14 protein-coding genes and 1 pseudogene are annotated in these 17,013 nt (G+C 69.7%); all 15 read left to right on the plus strand.

All coding sequences use genetic code 11. The annotated features are described in order from the left end of the window. Nucleotides 1-1,587: ferredoxin:protochlorophyllide reductase (ATP-dependent) subunit B (bchB, locus tag ACFE7U_RS09980; RefSeq protein WP_375409567.1), on the plus strand; the 1,587-nt coding region annotated here is incomplete at its 5' end. Beyond that, nucleotides 1,562-5,272 carry a magnesium chelatase subunit H gene (locus ACFE7U_RS09985; protein WP_375409568.1) on the plus strand — a complete coding sequence of 1,237 codons (3,711 nt, stop codon included), beginning with the start codon at nucleotides 1,562-1,564 and terminating at the stop codon, nucleotides 5,270-5,272. The genes bchB and ACFE7U_RS09985, both read left to right, overlap by 26 nt. Continuing rightward, nucleotides 5,269-6,162 (plus strand): ferredoxin:protochlorophyllide reductase (ATP-dependent) iron-sulfur ATP-binding protein, encoded by an 894-nt coding sequence (bchL, locus tag ACFE7U_RS09990; protein ID WP_375409569.1) that lies wholly within the window; start codon nucleotides 5,269-5,271, stop codon nucleotides 6,160-6,162. Before ACFE7U_RS09985 ends, bchL begins: the two co-directional genes overlap by 4 nt. A gap of 14 nt (nucleotides 6,163-6,176) precedes the next feature. Further along, nucleotides 6,177-6,875, plus strand: coding sequence for a magnesium protoporphyrin IX methyltransferase (gene bchM / locus ACFE7U_RS09995; RefSeq protein WP_375409570.1), 699 nt, complete (start codon nucleotides 6,177-6,179; stop codon nucleotides 6,873-6,875). Then, the gene (locus tag ACFE7U_RS10000) at nucleotides 6,872-8,317 is read left to right on the plus strand and encodes a BCD family MFS transporter (protein WP_375409571.1); all 1,446 of its coding nucleotides are present in this window, start codon (nucleotides 6,872-6,874) and stop codon (nucleotides 8,315-8,317) included. The genes bchM and ACFE7U_RS10000 overlap by 4 nt, the downstream gene beginning before the upstream one ends. 19 nt (nucleotides 8,318-8,336) lie before the next feature. Beyond that, complete coding sequence (gene puhA, locus ACFE7U_RS10005; protein ID WP_375409572.1) at nucleotides 8,337-9,110, plus strand: photosynthetic reaction center subunit H; 774 nt, start codon at nucleotides 8,337-8,339, stop codon at nucleotides 9,108-9,110. Continuing rightward, a complete protein-coding gene (gene puhB / locus ACFE7U_RS10010) occupies nucleotides 9,107-9,772 on the plus strand; it encodes a photosynthetic complex putative assembly protein PuhB (RefSeq protein WP_375409573.1) in 666 nt (221 codons plus the stop codon). The genes puhA and puhB overlap by 4 nt, the downstream gene beginning before the upstream one ends. Nucleotides 9,773-9,782: 10 nt before the next feature. Continuing rightward, the gene (gene puhC / locus ACFE7U_RS10015; protein WP_375409574.1) at nucleotides 9,783-10,253 is read left to right on the plus strand and encodes a photosynthetic complex assembly protein PuhC; all 471 of its coding nucleotides are present in this window, start codon (nucleotides 9,783-9,785) and stop codon (nucleotides 10,251-10,253) included. After that, a complete protein-coding gene (locus tag ACFE7U_RS10020) occupies nucleotides 10,253-10,546 on the plus strand; it encodes a hypothetical protein (RefSeq protein ID WP_375409590.1) in 294 nt (97 codons plus the stop codon). Before puhC ends, ACFE7U_RS10020 begins: the two co-directional genes overlap by 1 nt. Then, nucleotides 10,543-11,634, plus strand: coding sequence for a magnesium-protoporphyrin IX monomethyl ester (oxidative) cyclase (gene acsF, locus ACFE7U_RS10025; RefSeq protein WP_375409575.1), 1,092 nt, complete (start codon nucleotides 10,543-10,545; stop codon nucleotides 11,632-11,634). The genes ACFE7U_RS10020 and acsF overlap by 4 nt, the downstream gene beginning before the upstream one ends. Before the next feature lies 1 nt (nucleotide 11,635). Continuing rightward, complete coding sequence (puhE, locus tag ACFE7U_RS10030; RefSeq protein WP_375409576.1) at nucleotides 11,636-12,457, plus strand: putative photosynthetic complex assembly protein PuhE; 822 nt, start codon at nucleotides 11,636-11,638, stop codon at nucleotides 12,455-12,457. Between the two features lie 142 nt (nucleotides 12,458-12,599). Then, the gene (gene hemA, locus ACFE7U_RS10035) at nucleotides 12,600-13,817 is read left to right on the plus strand and encodes a 5-aminolevulinate synthase (RefSeq protein WP_375409577.1); all 1,218 of its coding nucleotides are present in this window, start codon (nucleotides 12,600-12,602) and stop codon (nucleotides 13,815-13,817) included. Nucleotides 13,818-13,968: 151 nt separating this feature from the next. Beyond that, on the plus strand, nucleotides 13,969-14,985 hold the full coding sequence (gene bchI / locus ACFE7U_RS10040) for a magnesium chelatase ATPase subunit I (RefSeq protein WP_375409578.1): 1,017 nt from the start codon (nucleotides 13,969-13,971) through the stop codon (nucleotides 14,983-14,985). A gap of 41 nt (nucleotides 14,986-15,026) precedes the next feature. After that, complete coding sequence (locus ACFE7U_RS10045) at nucleotides 15,027-16,886, plus strand: magnesium chelatase subunit D (protein ID WP_375409591.1); 1,860 nt, start codon at nucleotides 15,027-15,029, stop codon at nucleotides 16,884-16,886. Continuing rightward, nucleotides 16,883-17,013: pseudogene (locus ACFE7U_RS10050) on the plus strand (alpha/beta hydrolase); the annotation flags it as partial. The gene ACFE7U_RS10045 and the pseudogene ACFE7U_RS10050, both read left to right, overlap by 4 nt.

A 17,013-nucleotide genomic window follows, 5' to 3' on the forward strand; every position in this document is an offset into this window, starting at 1 on the left:
CATATCGGCGCCATGCGGGTCGCCACCGCGATGCGCGGCCTCCACTACGTGCTGCACGCGCCGCAGGGCGACACCTACGCCGACCTGCTCTTCACGATGATCGAGCGGCGCGATGCCCGCCCGCCGGTCACCTACACCACCTTCCAGGCCCGCGACCTCGGCTCGGACACCGCCGCGATCTTCCAGGACGCGGTGGCGGCGGCCTATGAGCGCTTTCAGCCGGAGGCGATGATCGTCGGAGCCTCGTGCACGGCCGAGTTGATCCAGGACGATCCGGGAGGGCTTGCCAAAGCGCTGAACCTGCCGATCCCGGTGATCCCGCTTGAACTGCCGGCCTATCAGAAAAAAGAGAACTGGGGCGCCTCGGAGACCTTCTACCGATTGGTGCGCGCGCTGTCTGGACCGGCGCCCGCATCGAGGACCGCACGCGAGAGCGAAGACGGTCGGCGCCCCCTTTGTAACCTGCTCGGCCCCACGGCCCTGGGCTTCCGCCACCGCGACGACCTCGTCGAGATCAGGAGCCTGCTCGAACGGCTCGGGATCGACGTGAACGTGGTCGCCCCGCTCGGCGCCTCGCCCTCGGACCTCCGCCGGCTCGGCGAGGCGGACTTCAACGTGGTGCTCTACCCGGAGATCGCCCGGGCCGCCGGGCAGTACCTCCAGAAGACCTTCGGGCAACCGATGGTGGAGACGGTGCCGATCGGCGTGAAGGCCACTGTCCGCTTCATCGAGGAAGTCTCGGCTTTGGCCGGGATCGATCCCTCACCGGTGCTCGCCGGAGCGCCGTCGCGGCTGCCCTGGTACTCGCGCTCGGTCGATTCGACCTACATCACGGGCAAGCGCGTCTTCATCTTCGGCGACGCCACCCATGCGCTCGCCCTCGCGCGGGTCGCCGCCACCGAGATCGGCTTCAAAGTGGTGGGTCTCGGGACCTATTCCCGCGAGTTCGCCCGCGAGGTCCGGGCCGAGGCCGAGTTGCACGGCGTCGAGGCCCTGATCTGCGACGACTACCTCGACGTCGAGGCGGCGATCCAGGCGGCGCAGCCCGAACTCGTGCTCGGCACGCAGATGGAGCGCCACATCGCCAAGCGGCTCGGCGTGCCCTGCGCGGTGATCTCAGCCCCGATCCACGTCCAGGACTTCCCGGCCCGCCACTCGCCGCAGATGGGTTTCGAGGGCGCCAACGTCCTGTTCGACACCCTCGTCCACCCCCTGATGATGGGGCTGGAAGAACACCTCATCGGCATGTTCCGCGAGGATTCCGAATTCCATGCCGATGCCGCGCCTTCGCATCTCGGCCGGCATGGCGGGACCGTGGTTGCGGCTTCCGTGCAGGCCGAGCCGGCCATCGAGAGCGCAGCGGCCGCCTCGTTGCCCCTGCCGCAGAACACCAACACACCGCTGACCACCAAGGACCCGGTCGTCGTCTCCCTGTGGGACGCCGCCGCCGAGAAGGAACTGAAGAAGATCCCGTTCTTCGTGCGCGGCAAGGCCCGCGCGAACACCGAGCGCTTCGCCCGCGAGCGCGCTCTCCCCCTCATCACCGTCGAGACGTTGTACGATGCCAAAGCGCATTTCGGTCGCTGAGCGCCCCGCGCTCCGCATCGTCATCGTGACGATGGACAACCACATGGCGAGTGCCCTCGAGCGCGCCCGCCAACGCCTGCGCGTCGAATTGCCCGGCCTCACCCTCGACTTCCACGCGGCGGCCGAGTGGGACACCAGCGCGAACGCCCTGGCCGAGTGCAAGGCCGACATCGGCAGGGCCGACATCGTGCTCTCGACCATGCTGTTCATGGACGAGCACGTCCGCGCCATCCTGCCGACCCTGCTCGACCGGCGCCCGCATTGCGATGCGATGATCGGCTGCCTCTCGGCTTCCGAGATCGCCAAGACCACGCGGCTCAACCGCTTCGACATGGATGGCTCGAAGCGTAGCGCCCTCGATTTCCTGAAGAAGCTACGCGGCAAGCCCGGCGCCCAGGGCAACGGCGCCCGCCAGATGGCGATGATCCGGAAGTTGCCGAAGATCCTTCGCTTCATCCCAGGCGCCGCACAGGACGTGCGGGCCTATTTCCTCACCCTGCAGTACTGGCTTTCGGGCTCCGACGAGAACATCGCCAATCTCGTGCGCTTCCTCGTCGGCCGGTATGCCGCCGGCCCGCGGCTGGCCTGGCGCGAGATCGCCGCCGCCCCGGCACCGCTCAGCTACCCCGAGACCGGCCTCTACCACCCGCGCATGGCCGGCCGCATCGGTGAGAACGCGGCAAAGCTTCCCGCGCCCACCGGCCCGGTCAAGGGTCGGGTCGGGCTGCTCGTCATGCGCTCCTACGTGCTCGCCGGGAATACCGGGCACTACGACGGCGTCATCGCCGCGCTCGAAGGGCGTGGGCTCGCGGTCGTGCCGGCCTTCGCCTGCGGCCTCGACAACCGCTCGGCGGTAGACGCCTTCTTCCGCCGCGACGGCCGCCCGACCGTGGACGCCGTCGTCTCGCTCACCGGGTTCTCGCTCGTCGGCGGCCCCGCTTACAACGACGCGGCGGCGGCCGAAACGGTGCTCGCCGAGCTCGACGTGCCGTACCTCGCCGCCCACGCCCTCGAGTTCCAGACCCTCGAGCAATGGGAGGCGTCCGACCGCGGCCTCTCCCCGGTGGAGGCCACCATGATGGTGGCGATCCCCGAGCTCGACGGCGCAACCGCGCCGATGGTGTTCGGCGGCCGCTCCTCCCGCTCGCTGGGCGAGACCGCCCGCGACATGCGCGTCCACCCCGAGCGGGCCGACACCCTGGCTGCCCGCGTCGAGCGCCTGGTGTCCCTGCGCCGGAAGGCCAAGGCCGCCCGCCGGGTCGCCATCGTGCTGTTCGGCTTCCCGCCCAATGCCGGCAGCATCGGCACCGCCGCCTTCCTGTCGGTCTACCAGTCGCTCCACAACACCCTGATCGCGCTCGCCGCCGACGGCTACGACGTCGAGGTCCCGCAGAGCGTCGACGACCTGCGCAACGCCGTGCTCGCCGGCAACGCCGCCCGCTACGGCATGCCCGCCAACGTCCACCACCGCATCGCCGCCGACGACCATGTCCGGCGCGAGCGGCATCTCGCCGAGATCGAGGCGCAATGGGGTCCCGCACCGGGGCGCCAGAACAGCAACGGCTCGACCCTGTTCGTGCTCGGGGCCCAGTTCGGCAACGTCTTCGTCGGGGTCCAGCCGGGCTTCGGCTACGAGGGCGACCCGATGCGCCTGCTGTTCGAGCGCGGCTTCGCGCCGACCCACGCGTTCTCGGCCTTCTACCGCTACCTGCGCGAGGATTTCCGGGCCGACGCGGTGCTGCATTTCGGCACCCACGGGGCGCTCGAATTCATGCCCGGCAAGCAGACCGGCCTATCCGAGGCGTGCTGGCCCGAGCGTCTGATCGGGTCGCTGCCGAACATCTATCTCTACGCCGCCAACAACCCCTCGGAGGGCATGATCGCCAAACGGCGCTCGGCCGCCACCATGGTGAGCTACCTGACTCCGAGCCTCGCTCAGGCCGGCCTCTATCGCGGCCTCATCGACCTCAAGGCCTCGATCGAGCGTTGGCGCGGCCTGGAGCCCGAAGCGACGGGCGAGCGACGCGATCTCGCCGACCTGATCCAGGTCCAGGCCGCCGCCCTCGACCTCGTGGCCGCCGAGCCGGCCTGGGACGACGACCTCGGCGCGAAGGTCCTGACGCTGGGGCTGGCGGTCACCGAACTCGAGCACACCCTGATCCCGCACGGGATGCATGTGGTCGGGCAGGGCACCCCGGCCGAGGAGCGGGTCGACATGCTCCTGGCGCTCGCCGAAGCCTCGAACGGCCTCCTGCCCGAGCGGGCGGGCATCGAAGCCCTGGTCGCCGGCGAGCCTATCGATACGGCGCTGACGGCGGCGGGCCTGCCTCTCGACGAGACCCACCGTGCCGCCTTCGCGGCCTTGCGCGGAACCGACGCCCTGCTGGCGCAGGACCACGAGGTGCCGGCCCTGCTCAGGGCGCTCGACGGCCGGTTCATCCGGCCGGTGGCCGGCGGCGACCTGCTGCGCAATCCCTCCGTCCTGCCCACCGGCCGCAACCTCCACGGCTTCGACCCCTACCGCCTGCCCTCCGCCTTCGCGGTGGCCGACGGCACGCGGCAGTCGGCCCGCATCCTCGCCCGCTACCGCGACGAGGGCGCTCCGGTCCCGGAGAGCATCGCCCTGGTGCTGTGGGGAACCGACAACCTCAAGAGCGAGGGCGGCCCGATCGCCCAGGCACTCGCGCTGATCGGCGCGGCGCCCCGCTTCGACGGCTACGGCCGCCTCTGCGGCGCATCGCTGATCCCCCTTGAAACCCTCGGGCGCCCCCGCATCGACGTCGTCGTCACCCTGTCGGGCATCTTCCGCGACCTGCTGCCCCTGCAGACGAAGCTCCTGGCCGAAGCCTCCTACCTCGCCGCGATCGCCGACGAGCCGTCGGACCAGAACTTCGTCCGCAAGCACGCGCTCGCCCACATGGAGGAGCACGGCATCGATATCGAGACGGCGGCACTGCGGGTGTTCTCGAACGCCGAGGGCACCTACGGCGCCAACGTCAACAACCTCGTCGAATCCGGCCGCTGGGAGGACGAGGACGAGATCTCCGAGACCTTCTCGCGCCGCAAGTCCTTCGCCTACGGCCGCACCGGAAAGCCGGCGCCGCAGCGCGCCTTGATGGCGAGCGTTCTCGCCAAGGTCGACCTCGCCTACCAGAACCTCGACTCGGTCGAGGTCGGCGTCACGAGCGTCGACCACTACTTCGACGGGCTCGGCGGCATGGGCCGGGCGGTGGCCAAGGCCAAGGGCGAGGCCGTGCCGATCTTCATCAGCGACCAGACCCGCGGCGAGGGCGTCGTGCGCTCGCTCTCCGAGCAGGTCTCGCTCGAGACCCGTACCCGCATGCTCAACCCGAAATGGACCGAGGGCATGCTCGGGCACGGCTACGAGGGCGTGCGCCAGATCGAGGCGCACCTCACCAACACCATGGGCTGGTCCGCGACCTCGAACGCGGTCGCCCCATGGGTCTACCAGCGCATCACCGAGACCTACGTCCTCGACCCGGAGATGCGCGCGCGCATGGCGGCGCTGAACCCGACGGCGTCGGCTAAGGTCGCCCAAAGACTGATCGAAGCACACCAGCGCGGCTTCTGGACCCCCGATGCGGAGACGCGCGATGCGCTCGACCGTGCCGAGGAGGAACTCGAAGACCGGCTCGAAGGCATCACCACAGGGGTTGCAGCATGAACATCGCCATCAGGAACCCCGTCGCCAGCCGCCGCGAAGAGGGCAGCCTTCAGGTCGAGCTCGACCCGACCCTCAAGATCGGCACCGCCAAGGTCTTCGCCGTCTACGGCAAGGGCGGGATCGGCAAGTCGACGACCTCGTCGAACTTGTCGGTGGCCTTCTCCAAGCTCGGCAAGCGGGTGCTGCAGATCGGCTGCGACCCCAAGCACGACTCGACCTTCACGCTGACGAAGCGCCTCGCCCCCACGGTGATCGATGCGCTCGAAGCCGTGCAGTTCCACTCCGAGGAACTGCGCATCGAGGACTTCGTGGCCGAGGGCTATAACGGCGTCATGTGCGTCGAGGCTGGCGGGCCCCCCGCCGGCACCGGCTGCGGCGGCTACGTCGTCGGCCAGACCGTGAAGCTCCTCAAGGAGCATCACCTGCTCGAAGACACCGACGTCGTCATCTTCGACGTACTCGGCGACGTGGTCTGCGGCGGCTTCGCCTCGCCGCTCCAGCATGCCGACCAGGCGCTCATCGTCACCGCCAACGACTTCGACTCGATCTTCGCGATGAACCGGATCGTGGCGGCCATCCACTCGAAGTCGAAGAACTACCCCGTCCGGCTCGGCGGCGTCATCGCAAACCGCTCGGCCAAGACCGACGAGATCGACCGTTTCAACGCCGCGGTCGGCCTGGAGCGCATCGCCCACTTCCCCGACCTCGACGTGGTCCGGCGCTCGCGCCTCAAGAAGTCGACCCTGTTCGAGATGGAGCCGACCCCGGAGCTGATCGCGGTGACGGACGAGTACATGCGCCTCGCCGCGCACCTGTGGGCCGGCGGCAAACCCCTTTCGGCGATGCCGATGAAGGATCGCGACCTCTTCGAGTTCCTCGGGTTCGACTAGGCGGAGACCGGCCGATGACCAGCGTCACCTACGCCGAGCGCCGCTCGCAACTGACCACCTACTTCGACCGTACCGCGGTCGATGCCTGGGCGCGCCTGACGACCGACGCGCCGGTCTCGAAGATCCGCGCCACGGTGCGGGCCGGGCGCGACGCCATGCGGGCGAACCTGCTGTCGTGGCTGCCCGAAGACCTCACCGGCAAGCGCGTGCTGGATGCCGGCTGCGGCACCGGCGCGCTCAGCGTCGAGGCCGCGCGGCGCGGTGCCGAGGTGGTGGCCATCGACGTCTCGCCGACCCTCGTCGGGCTCGCCAGGGAGCGCAGCGCCGAAATCCTGGGCGGCGAGCGCATCGACTTCCGGGTCGGCGACATGCTCGACCCGTGGCTCGGCCGCTTCGACCACGTCGTCGCGATGGATTCGCTGATCCACTACAGCGCCGCCGACATCACGCGGGCGCTGGCCGAACTCGGCCTGCGCACGGACGGCTCGGTGGTGTTCACGGTGGCCCCGCGCACGGCCCTCCTCACCTTGATGTGGACGGCGGGCCGCCTGTTCCCGCGCGGCGACCGGGCGCCGGCCATCGTGCCGATCACCGAGAGCGCCCTGCGCCGCCGGATCGGGCAGGAGGCGGTACTCCAGGGCTTCTCGGTTCATCGGACGAAGCGCATCAACAGCGGGTTCTATCTCTCGAACGCGATCGAGCTCGCCCGATGAAAGCGGGCGGCCTCACCACCCGCGCGCTGATGCGGCTCGGCCCGAGCATCATGCCGTTCATGCCGTTCGCGGATGCCGCGACGCCGGAGCTTCCGTTCGGCCGGCTGCTGCGGCTGTCGCTGTTCCAGGTGACCGTCGGCATGGCCGCCGTGCTGCTCATCGGCACGCTCAACCGCGTCATGATCGTCGAGCTCGAGGTCCCGGCCTGGATCGTCGCGGTGATGCTCGCGCTGCCCCTCATCTTCGCGCCCCTGCGGGCGCTGGTCGGCTTCCGGTCCGACACCCATCGCTCGGTGCTCGGCTGGCGGCGCGTCCCCTACATCTGGTTCGGCACGCTGCTGCAGTTCGGCGGGCTCGCCATCATGCCCTTCGCCCTGCTGATCCTGTCCGGCGACACCACCGGACCGACCTGGCCGGGCCATGTGGCGGCGGCACTGGCCTTCGTGATGGTGGGGGCGGGCCTTCACACCACCCAGACGGTGGGCCTCGCGCTGGCCACCGACCTCGCCCCGGCCCATGCCCGGCCCAGGGTCGTGGCCCTGCTCTTCGCCATGCTGCTCGTGGGCATGGTCGTGAGCGCCGTCGTCTTCGGCCTGGCGCTCTCGAATTTCTCGCCCCTCCGGCTGATCCAGGTGATCCAGGGGACGGCGGTCGTCACCCTCGCGCTGAACGGCATTGCCCTGTGGAAGCAGGAAGCCCGCGATCCCACCCGCACCGACAAGGCCGCCCCACGTCCGACATTCTCGGATTCCTGGGCGGTCTACGCCGGCAACGGCCTCGCCCGGCGCCGCCTCGTCGCGACGGGCCTGGGCACCGCGGCCTTCTCGATGCAGGACATCCTGCTCGAACCCTATGGCGGCCAGATCCTGCGCCTGCCGGTGGCCACGACCACGGCCCTCACCGCCATGCTGGCGGTCGGCGGCGGGATCGGCCTCTACGTCGCGGCCCGCTGGCTCAACCGGGGCGGAGACGCCTTCCGGGTGGCGGCTTCGGGGACGGTGGTGGGCATCGCCGCTTTCTCGGCGGTGGTCTTCGCCGCGCCACTCGGCTCGGCTCAGCTCTTCGCCACCGGCGTCCTGCTGATCGGGCTCGGCGGCGGCCTCTTCGCCCACGGTACGCTCACCGCCTCGATGGCCAAGGCCGGCCCGGAAGAGACCGGGCTTGCGCTCGGTGCCTGGGGGGCGGTCCAGGCGAGCGCCGCCGGCTTGGCGATCGCAGCGAGCGGCATCCTGCGCGACCTCGTCTCGCATCTCGCCCTCTCGGGAGCACTGGGCGAGACCCTGAACGACCCCGCCACCGGCTACCTCGTCGTCTACCACGTCGAGATCGCGCTGCTCTTCGCGACCCTCGTGGCGATCGGCCCCCTGGTGCGGGACACCAGCCTACGCCGGCCGGGCGGGCTCGCCCTGCCGGCCGCCATCCACACCCATTCGTCACGCTAGAGAGCTGGGAGGAAGTCCGATGCCAAGAGGTGAGATCACGGGCTATATCGACGTCGCGCAGGTGGTCCTGTACGCGTTCTGGATCTTCTTTGCCGGCCTGGTCTTCTACCTGCGCCGGGAGGACCGCCGCGAAGGCTACCCCCTCGAGAACGAGGTCGCGGGGCGGTTGAAGCGTCCCGATCCGATCCTGATTCCGACGCCGAAGCTGTTCCACCTGTCGAACGGCGAGATCAAGACCGCGCCGCAGACCGACACCCAGCCGGCGCGGAACTACCGCGGCAACAAGCGCGAGATCTGGCCCGGCGCGCCGATGGAGCCCGAGACCGATGGCCTCCACGACGCCATCGGCCCGGCCTCCTACGTCGACCGCGACGACCACCACGACCGCACCTGGGACGGCGAGTATCGGATCGTGCCGCTGCGCGTCGCCCACCACTTCGTCGTCCACGAATCAGGCCCGAACCCGCTCGGGCGCTCCGTGGTCGGCGCCGACCGGAAGGTGGCCGGCACCGTCGCCGACCTCTGGGTCGATCGCGGCGAATCGATGATCCGCTACTACGAGGTCGAGCTCGCCGGCGGCGGCCGCCGGGTGCTGATGCCCAACACCTTCTGCAAGCTCGGCCTGTTCTCCGGCATGGTCCAGACCGAGGCGCTGCTGGCGCACCAGTTCGCCGACATCCCCGGCACCAAGGATGCCGATTCGGTCACGCTGTACGAGGAGGAGCGGATCATGGCCTTCTTCGGCGGCGGTGTCCTCTACGCAACCCCCGAGCGCCAGGAGGCGATCCTATGAGCTTGCCCGCGAACGCCTTCGACGCCCCCCCGGGCCTGCCGGCCCCCTTGCCCGCCGGAGAGCACATCCTCTGGCAGGGCCGCCCCTGCGCCTTCGGGATCACCTTCCGGACGCTCCATGTCGGCCTCGTCGGGGCCTGGTTCGTCGGCCTCGTCCTGTGGGCCGGCGTGCCGATGGTGGCGGAGGGACAGTTCGCCGCCGCCGCCATCACCGTCGGCCCGACCGTGGCCCTCGGCGTGGGCGCCGTCGGCCTGCTCGCCCTGATCGGCTGGCTCACCGCGCGCAGCACCACCTACACCATCACCAACCGCCGCGTGGTCATGCGCTACGGCATCGCGCTGCCGATGACGTTGAACCTGCCCTTCGCCCTGATCGAGGATGCGGGACTTCGCCGCTTCCGCGATGGCAGCGGCGACCTTCCGATTCGGTTGCGTTCGGGCAACCGTGTCGCCTACGTTCATCTCTGGCCGCACGCACGGCCCTGGCATGTCAGCCGGCCCGAGCCGATGCTGCGCGCGATCCCGCAATCCGGGGACGTCGCAACCATCCTGGCACGGGCCATCGCCGCCACGCTCGAACAACAAGAAGAGGCGGCAAGCCCGGTGATCGTTGCGCGGCGCCCTGGCGCGGCACGTCCACCGCGCCTCGCAGCCGCGAGCTAGGGAGAGAACGATGAGGGACGAGACGGAAGGTGGGCGGATGCCGCGCCTGCTTCTAGGTGGTGCGGCGGGCCTCCTGGGCTTTGCCGTACTGGCCGTCTTCGTTGGCCGCGAAGGCGGCGTCGGCCTCACGCATATGGCGCCGGCGCGCGCGGTCGAGGCGATGGAGATCCGCGCCGACGACGAGGCCGACGGCTCGATCGCCATCCGCGAGGACCGCACAGGCCGCCTCGTCGCCACGGTCGAGAAGGGCCAGGACAACTTCATCCGCGCCACGCTGCGCGGTTTCGCCCAGTCCCGCCTGCGCGAGGGCCTGACGCGCGAGAAGCCCTTCCGCCTCACACGCTTCGACGACGGAAGCCTGGAGCTCGACGACACCCTCACGGGACGCAAGGTCAATCTCGGCGCCTTCGGGCCGACCAACGCCCAGGCGTTCGCCCGGCTCATGCCCGCGACCCACGCGGATGCGGGAGCCACGCGATGATGAGTTGGGGACGCCGCGTCGTCGAGGTGCCCTGCACGGTCGAGATCGAGCAGACGCCGGAAAGCCTGCACGCCCACGTCACCCTCGACGCCGCCTTCGAGATCGAACCCGGCGACGAGGTCCAGGTCCACGATTCGCCGACCTCGGTGCCCTACGGCGAGCGCATCGTCGTCCAGCGCACCGCCACCGTGACGCGCGCCGGGCCGATCGAGCGGCTCTGGACCAAGCTCGCCGGCAATTTCGAGCTCACCGAACTCTACGAAGTCAGCTTTTCCGAGAGGAGGCGCCTGTGAACGTGTCCGTCCAGCACCAGGCTCCCAAGGGGATCAAGCCGAGATTTCCCCTCAATGAGGGCACCAAGGCTGCTCAGGAGACGACCTTCCTCAGCCCTCGCTTCTACACCACGGATTTCGTGGAGCTCGACCGCACCGACGTCGAGCCGGTGCGCGAGCAATGGAACGTGCTCATCGCCGAGCTGAAGGCGGATCCGAACAAGCGCCACTTCGTGCGCAACGAGGAGTTCGACATCGACATGTCGGGCCTCGACCCGGACCTGCGCAAGGAGTTCATGGACTTCCTCGTCTCCTCGATCACCGCCGAATTCTCCGGCTGCGTGCTCTACGCGGAGATGCGCAAGCGCGCCAAGAACCCGGACATCCGCGAGTTGTTCGGCCTCATGAGCCGCGACGAGGCCCGTCACGCCGGCTTCATCAACGACGTGCTCAAGGACTTCGGGATCGGCGTGGACCTCGGCTTTCTCACGAAGTCCAAGAAATACACCTTCTTCCGGCCCAAGTTCATCTTCTACGCCACCTATCTCTCCGAGAAGATCGGCTACGCCCGCTACATCACGATCTTCCGCGAACTCGAGAGGAACCCCGACAAGCGCTTCCATCCGATCTTCAAGTGGTTCGAGAAGTGGTGCAACGACGAGTTCCGCCACGGCGAGGCCTTCGCACTGCTGATGCGCGCCAACCCGAAGCTGACCACCGGCCTCAACCGCTACTGGATCAAGTTCTTCCTGCTCGCGGTGTTCGCCACGATGTACGTGCGCGACCATTGCCGGCCGCACTTCCACAAGGCGCTCGGAGTCGACCCGACCGAGTACGACTTCAAGGTGTTCAAGATCACATCCGACATCTCGAAGCAGACCTTCCCCCTGACCCTCGACCTCGACAACCCGAAATTCAAGCAGTCACTCGACCGGCTTCTGGTGTGCTCGAACAAGATCGCGGATGCCAAGGCGCAGGGCGGCCTGATCGGCAAGCTCAAGCACGGCGCCTGGATCGCCGCCTCGGCGGTGAACTTCGCCCGTCTCTACGCTCTGCCGACCATCGACAACCCGATGCCCAAAGAGATCCGGCTCGAGCCGGTCTGGTAGGATGGGCGCCTATGCGGTCCCTGCCCTCTACGCGATCGTGGTCTGGTGGTTCTCCACCGGGCTGATCCTGCTCCTCGATCTCAGGCCGCGCCATACCCATGCCTGGAGCATGGCGGCGGGGACGGTGGTTCTGGTTCTGGCGCTGTGGGCGATTCACCACAGCGCCGGTGATGCCAGCGAGGCGGGGGCCTACACCGCCTTCACCGGCGCCCTGCTGGTCTGGGGCTGGCAGGAGATGAGCTACTACATGGGCTTCGTCTCCGGCCCTCGCACGACCGGCTGCCCGCCGGGAGCGACGGGGTTTGCCCGCTTCCGGGCAGCGGCTGCGACCAGCCTCTGGCACGAGGCCGCGATCGTGGCGGGGGGCGTCGCCATCCTGGCCATGACCTGGGGAGAGCCCAACCGCTTCGCCCTGTGGACCTACCTGATCCTGTGGGGAATGAACCTCTCGGCCAGGCTCAACATGTTCCTCGGCGTGCGCAACCTCAACGCCGAGTTCCTGCCCGAACACCTGAGCTATCTCGCTGGCTTCCTCACCAAGAAGCCGATGAACCTCCTGTTTCCGTTCTCGGTCACCCTGGGCACCGTCCTGGTGGTGGTGATCGGCACGGCGGCGATCGACGGATCGGTTCGTCCCAGTGAGATCGTAGGCCTCACGATCCTCACGACGATGATGGCCCTCGCCACCCTGGAACATTGGTTCCTGATGCTGCCGTTGCCCGCGGCGGCCCTGTGGAACTGGAGTCTGCCCGGAACGAAGGCCGTCGCCGCGCCCGTCAACCGGTCCGAGACCGCGCCGGTCTGTTCCCGGGACGCCGCCTAAACACACCGTTCGCAATCGATGTGCGATTCCGGTGAAAAAGTGCTGGCAAAATCCTGATCTAGAATTATTGTCACGCGATAGCGTCAAGCTAGGTTGACACATTCGACCGCAAAAGGTCGAACCGACGGGGAAGGGGACGGCCATGAATTACGAGAAATTCTTCGGTGACGAACTGGCTGGCCTCCATCGCGAGGGACGCTACCGCGTCTTCACGGATCTCGAGCGTCACCAGGGCCGCTTCCCCCACGCGACTCACCATACGCCCGCCGGCCAGCGCCCGGTGACGGTCTGGTGCTCGAACGACTATCTCGGCATGGGCCAGCACCCAAAGGTGCTGGGCGCGATGCACGAGGCGCTCGACCGCTGCGGCGCCGGCGCCGGCGGCACCCGCAACATCTCGGGCACCAACCACTACCACGTGCTCCTGGAACAGGAACTCGCCGACCTGCACCGCAAGGAATCGGCCCTGCTCTTCACTTCCGGCTACGTCTCGAACTGGGCCGCGCTCGGCACGCTCGGCGGCAAGCTCCCGGGCTGCGTCATCCTCTCGGACGAGGGCAACCACGCCTCGATGATCGAGGGCATCAAGGCGAGCCGCGCCGAGCGCCAGATCTTCCGCCACAACGACCCCGAGGACCTCGACCGCAAGCTCCGGCTGATCGACCCGTCCCGCCCGAAGCTCGTGGCCTTCGAGTCGGTCTACTCGATGGACGGCGACATCGCTCCGATCGCGGAGATCTGCGACGTGGCCGAGGCGCACGGCGCGCTCACCTATCTCGACGAGGTCCACGCGGTCGGTCTCTATGGTGAGCGCGGCGGCGGCATCTCCGAGCGCGAGGGACTCGCCCACCGCCTCGACGTCATCGAGGGCACGCTCGGCAAGGCCTTCGCGGTCCATGGCGGCTACATCACCGGCTCCGAGAAACTGTGCGACTTCGTCCGCAGCTTCGCCTCGGGCTTCATCTTCACGACCTCGCTGCCCCCGGCGGTGGCCGCGGGCGCCGCCGCCAGCATCAAGCACCTCAAGGCCAGCGGCGTCGAGCGCGCCCGGCATCAGGAGCGCGTCGCCCAGGTGAGGGCTCGCCTCGACGCCGCCGACATCCCGTATCTCCCCAACGACAGCCACATCGTCCCGGTGATGGTGGGCGATCCCGTCCTATGCAAGGCGATCAGCGACACCCTGCTCGACGAGTTCGGCATCTACGTCCAGCCGATCAACTATCCCACCGTCCCGCGCGGCACCGAGCGCCTGCGCATCACCCCGTCGCCCCTGCATTCGGACGCGGATATCGAGCATCTGGTCGGTGCGCTCAGCGCGATCTGGGGCCGGATGGGCGTGCAGCGGGCGGCCGCGGAGTAGGTCCATCTCGAAGTGGCTCTTCCCTCCCCCTTGCGGGGAGGGGTAGGGGTGGGGGTGGTTCCGCCGGCCTCGGCGGAGGGTCGCCCAGCCGCCCCCACCTCCAGCTCCTCCCCGCAAGGGGGAGGAGAGCCTCACGAGTAACGAGCCCCGCGTGACCACATTCCCCTTCTCGGCCATCGTCGCGCAGGATGAGATGAAGCGGGCCCTGCTCATCGCCGCCGTCGACCCCTCGGTCGGCGGCGTTCTGGTGTTCGGCGATCGCGGGACCGGCAAATCGACGGCGATCCGGGGCCTCGCTGCCCTCCTGCCGAAGATGAAGGCGGTGGTCGGCTGCCCGTATGGCTGCGATCCCGGCCAGCCCGCCGGGCAGTGCCCGCATTGCGCGAAGCAGCCGGGAAAGCGCAAGGCGCATCTGGTTCCCGTGCCTGTGGTCGACCTGCCGCTGGGCGCCACCGAGGACCGGGTCGTCGGGGCGCTCGATCTGGAGCGTGCCCTGACGCTCGGCGAGAAGGCGTTCGAGCCGGGGCTGCTGGCCCGGGCCAACCGCGGCTTTCTCTACATCGACGAGGTCAACCTCCTCGACGACCACCTCGTCGATTTGTTGCTCGACGTGGCGGCAAGCGGCGTGAACACCGTCGAGCGCGAGGGTCTCAGCGTGCGTCATCCCGCCCGCTTCGTGCTCGTGGGTAGCGGCAACCCGGAGGAGGGCGAGCTGCGGCCCCAGCTCCTCGACCGATTCGGGCTCGCCGTCGAAGTCACGACGCCGACCGACCTGCCGACCCGCATCGACGTGGTCCGGCGGCGCGACGCCTACGAGCGCGATCCCGAAAAATTCTGCGCCTCCTACGAGGCTGCCGACCGCACCATCCAGGCCCAGCTCACCGCCGCCCGCGCTCGCTTGCCCGGCCTCGACGTGCCCGACGAGACCCTGGAATCCGCCGCGCGCTTGTGCCTGGCGCTCGGCACCGACGGCCTTCGCGGGGAACTGACGCTGATGCGCACGGCGCGGGCGCTCGCGGCCTTCGAGGGGGCCGAGACCGTGAGCCTCGACCACCTCGTCCGCATCGCGCCCTCGGCCTTGCGCCATCGGCTGCGTCGCAACCCCCTCGACGAATCGGGCTCCACCGCACGCGTTGCGCGTGCGGTGGCGGAGGTGTTTTCGCAGTGAATGCGGGCGGCGCCGGCTTTCCCCCTTCTGCGGGGGAAGGGATCGACGCGGCGACGCCGTGGCGCGCCTCCGTTCGCGTCGCCCGCCTCATCGCCGCCGACCCGCATGGATGCGGCGGCGTGCTGGTCAGAGCCGGGGCCGGACCGGTGCGGGACGCATGGCTCGGAGCCCTTCGCGGCTTTCTGGCCGTCGATGCCCAGGTGCGGCGGCTTCCCCTCGGCATCGCCGACGACCGCCTGATCGGCGGGCTCGATCTCGCCGCCACCCTCTCGGCCGGCCGGCCGGTGTCTCAGCGGGGACTTCTGGCCGAGGCCGATGGCGGGCTCGTCGTGGTGCCCATGGCCGAGCGCCTGCCCGCCGGGACCGCCGCACGCCTCGCCGCCGCCCTCGACACCGGCACGGTGCGCGTGGAGCGTGACGGGCTGGCCGAGATCCGGCCGGCCCGGTTCGGACTCATCCTCCTCGACGAGGGGATCGGCGAGGAGGAGCGAGCGCCCGAGGTGCTGGCCGAGCGGCTGGCGTTCCATATCGACCTGACGGACGTGGCATGGCGTGACGTCGAGGCACATGACCCTCCTCCCTCTGCGGGGGAGGGTGCCCGGCGGATGCGGGGCGGGAGAGGGGATCGCGACCTCCTCGACGACGGCGGTGCTGCCCTCTCCCAACCCTCGCCGCCGCAAGGGCCACTCTCCCCCGCAGAGGGGGGAGGGATCATCCACGACGTCATTGCCACCCTCTGCCAAGTGGCCGCCGCTCTCGGCGTGCTCTCCCTGCGCGGGCCGCTGCTGGCCGCCCGCATCGCCCGGATCGCCGCTGGCCTGGATGGGAGGGCGGAGGTGGAGGAGGCCGACACGATCGAGGCGGCGCGTCTCGTCCTCGCGCCGCGCGCGACGCGCCTGCCGCCCTCGAATGATGAGAGTAAACCATCACCGGAGGAGCCCGCGCAGGATCCTGCGGAGGATGCCGCCGCGCAGCCATCCGATCCGCTTCCCGAGACGCGAGCCGAGCGGGAGGCGCAGTCTGCCGCCGGCCTCGACGAGCGCGTGGTGGAAGCCGCGCATGCCGCGATACCCGCGGGCCTCCTTGCGAAATTGGCCGAGGGCGGCCTAAGCCCGCGCGCGCCGAAAGCCGGGCGGATCGGAGCCTCGGCGGCCTCGCCCCGCAGTGGGCGTCCGGCCGGGAGCCGTCCCGGCGATCCGCGCAGCGGCCGCCTCAACCTGATCGAGACCCTGCGTGCTGCCGCCCCCTGGCAGCGCTTGCGCCGGGCGGCGGGGGAGGGGCGGCGCATCGTCGTCCGGCCCGAGGACGTTCGCATCACCCGCTTCAAGCAGCGCACCGAGACCACGACCATCTTCGCCGTCGACGCATCCGGCTCGGCCGCCCTTGAGCGGCTGGCCGAGGCCAAGGGCGCCGTCGAGCTCCTTCTCGCCGAGGCCTATATCCGCCGCGACCGCGTCGCCCTTGTCGCGTTCCGCGGGCGCGGCGCCGAGCTGATCCTGCCGCCGACACGCTCGCTGGTGCGGGCCAAGCGCGGCCTCTCGGCCCTGCCGGGAGGCGGCGGAACGCCGCTGGCGAGCGGCATCGACGTCGCCACGGCGGTCGCCCTTGGCGTCCGCCGGGGTGGGGGCACACCGGTGCTGGTGATGCTCACCGACGGGCGTGCCAATGTCGGCCGCTCCGGTGAGCCTGGACGCGCCCAGGCCGGGACGGACGCATTGAACGCAGCGGCCGCCTTCAGGGCCACCGGCATCCGGGCGATCTTCATCGACACCGCGCCGCGCCCCCAGGAGATCGCCCGGCGGCTCGCGGCCGCGATGGATGCCCGCTATCTCGCTCTGCCCTATGCCGATGCCGGGCAGGTGAGCGGTGCCGTCAAGGCGCTGTCCGAGGAGGCCCGATGAGCACGCGCAGCGACCGACCCCTGTGGGAGCGCGACGGCGGCGACTGGCCGAACCGCGCCGCCAGCCGCTTCGTCGAGGCGGCCGGCCTGCGCTGGCATGTCCAGGAGATGGGCGAGCCCGGCGCGCC

This window comes from uncultured Methylobacterium sp., assembly GCF_964251405.1.
In the GTDB taxonomy this organism is placed as follows: Bacteria; Pseudomonadota; Alphaproteobacteria; order Rhizobiales; family Beijerinckiaceae; genus Methylobacterium.